Below are 2343 nucleotides of genomic sequence, written 5' to 3' on the forward strand. Positions count from 1 at the left end.
GCAAACAAGCGATGACTCGCTTTGAGGCGGCGGCATTGCTGAATGCCTGCCTTGATCGTGTTACGGAGATGACAGAACAGGTAAAACGCTTACTGAAGGAATTTGAAAAAGAGCTAGCTGTATTAAAAGCAAAAGTTGATGGCTTAGAATCAAAAACAGCAGAATTAGCTGCAACCCAGTTTTCAACTACCACAAAGTTGAAAGGTCAAGCGGTGTTTTGGCTTGGCAGCTCAAAGTTCGGCGGCGCCAATAAAGGCACCAGTCCTGTTGCCCAAGTTGGCACTGGAATATCTGAATCTGCAGCATTTAAAAGCGCCGTTGAAACCAATGCCTACAGCGTTACCCCCGGCGGCGCTAGTTATGCACCAACAACAACTCCTAATGGCAGCGTAGAGGCCTTTACCAAGGCGGCCACCTGGACCGGTGGAGCAGGCTCAGCTTCTATTGGAGTGGTGGGCCAACCAGGAAAAAGTCTTGGAAATTATGCGGGCGGCAACCTTGCGGTTGCTGGCTTGCGTTCTAATCCAGGTGCGCCAGCTGGTGGCACCGGCGTTACTGGCACCTATGGCTTTTTGAATAACGCTTTGCCAGCTGGCACGGTTGTTACCCCTGATTTGGTGGGCGTGATGGCAAATACCATCAGCAGCACATCTGGAACTAAACCATCAATAGGTGGTTTCAGTATTGATAAGAAAGATATGCAAAACCTGGTGGCATTAGGTAATGCCTCACGGGCAGTTAAAGGTGGCGGGCTGATTCGCTATTCCAGCGATGTTGCAACTGCGCCATACAGCACGTTTGCAAATACAGCTGCTGGTGGATTCACAAACGCTGGCACATTTACAAACCCGCTGGATCTATCGATTGCTGAATACGGCACCTTGAGCCCGCTGCAGCAAACGAATCCAACAGTAAAAGCAGCAGCGCGCAAGTTCCTAAAGGGATTGCTGGAAGGGAATGTGCCTTTGGGCGAGGCAGTGAGCTTCAACTACGACGTTCGCCTGAATCTTGATACCAGCTTTACGGGCAAAGATTTACTGCGCACTCGCCTGCGGGCCGGTAACTTTGCCGACAGCGTTTGGTTTGGTAATCCATATCCATCCCTTTCCGCTGAAGTGGCATACGACGAATTAGGAGCTGGCAGCATTTGGGGTGTGGATCGGATCTTCTACCAGTTCCCGATCGGCTCTAATTTCACCGTTACGGCGGGTCCAAGGGTGCGTCAAGACGATATGTTGGCGGTGTGGCCGAGTCAATATCCAGCAGACACGATTCTCTCCTTCTTTACTTATCTCGGTTCGCCAGGTACATACACAGGCACTCTTGGCGCGGGTGGTGGTATTTGGTGGAACCAGGATGGTTTCAGCCTCAGCGCTAACTATGTAGCAGTTAATGGGAAATCGAGCTACTCCGGCTCTACTCCAGGTGGAGCAACACTTGGCGCCGGTTTCTCAGGCCTTGATGCCGGTGGCATTGCAAACGAAAGCTCAGGTGGCACCGGCACGGTGCAGCTTGCTTACACCGCGCCTAATTGGAACTTAACTGGTACTTACGCTTACTCGCAAAGCGGTGGCGCCTTCGACGGCACCAGTGGCTTGGGAGTTGTCCCTGTGGGTACACCAAAGGCCACAAACCCTTTTGCCGGCCTCACTCAATTTGATGTGAATGCAATTGCAATTAGTGGCTACTGGAAACCAAGCAAGGTGAGCTGGATTCCATCTGTTAGTGCTAGTTGGGGTACCAACGCCTATAGCGCTAAGAAGGCAGCACAAATTTGGGGTGTGGAAGCAAACCAAAAAGGAGCAAAGGCCCAAAGCCAATCTTGGTATGTGGGTTTGCAGTGGGCTGATGCTTTGATCAAAGGCAACACCTTTGGCACAGCCGTTGGCCAGCCAACATTCGTAACAGGGAATGATGGCTTCCTTGGCACAGATGAAAGCACCTTTGCCTGGGAAATTTGGTATAAGTTCCAAGTAACAGATAACATCAGTGTTACCCCTGCTTTCTTTACGATCACAAATCCAGCAGGAAGTGGCAGCAACAACGCCTATGGCGGTGTGTTGAAAACCACGTTCCTGTTCTAAGTTGAAAATATTACAGATTAAGTGTTATTTGTAAAGTGGTAGCAAAAATCCCGGTAGTGTTAGCCGCGCCGCCGGGATTTATTATCCATTGCACTGCAGGTTGCAGATTAAGCGTTGGATTTAGTTGAAATTGATAACCAAGTTCTATTACACCTTCATAATTTTGATTGGGCGCTAGCAGTTGATTGAAGCCAGTTTTGCCAACGCCTAAAATAAATACATCAAATGGCCTGGAAGCAATCAAGCCTTGGCTTAATAA

2 protein-coding genes are annotated in these 2343 nt (G+C 49.7%); one reads left to right on the forward strand and one right to left on the reverse strand.

The features are described 5' to 3' along the window. The coding region (locus KB557_RS10775) for an iron uptake porin (RefSeq protein WP_255134086.1) at nucleotides 1-2084 on the forward strand (2084 nt) is incomplete at its 5' end. Between the two features lie 10 nt (nucleotides 2085-2094). Here the strand turns inward: KB557_RS10775 and KB557_RS10780 are convergent. After that, on the reverse strand, nucleotides 2095-2343 hold a 249-nt coding region (locus KB557_RS10780), incomplete at its 5' end, for a carbohydrate porin (RefSeq protein WP_255134088.1).

Origin of the sequence: Synechococcus sp. Cruz CV12-2-Slac-r, assembly GCF_024346075.1 — a bacterium.
Lineage (GTDB): Bacteria > Cyanobacteriota > Cyanobacteriia > PCC-6307 > Cyanobiaceae > Synechococcus_D.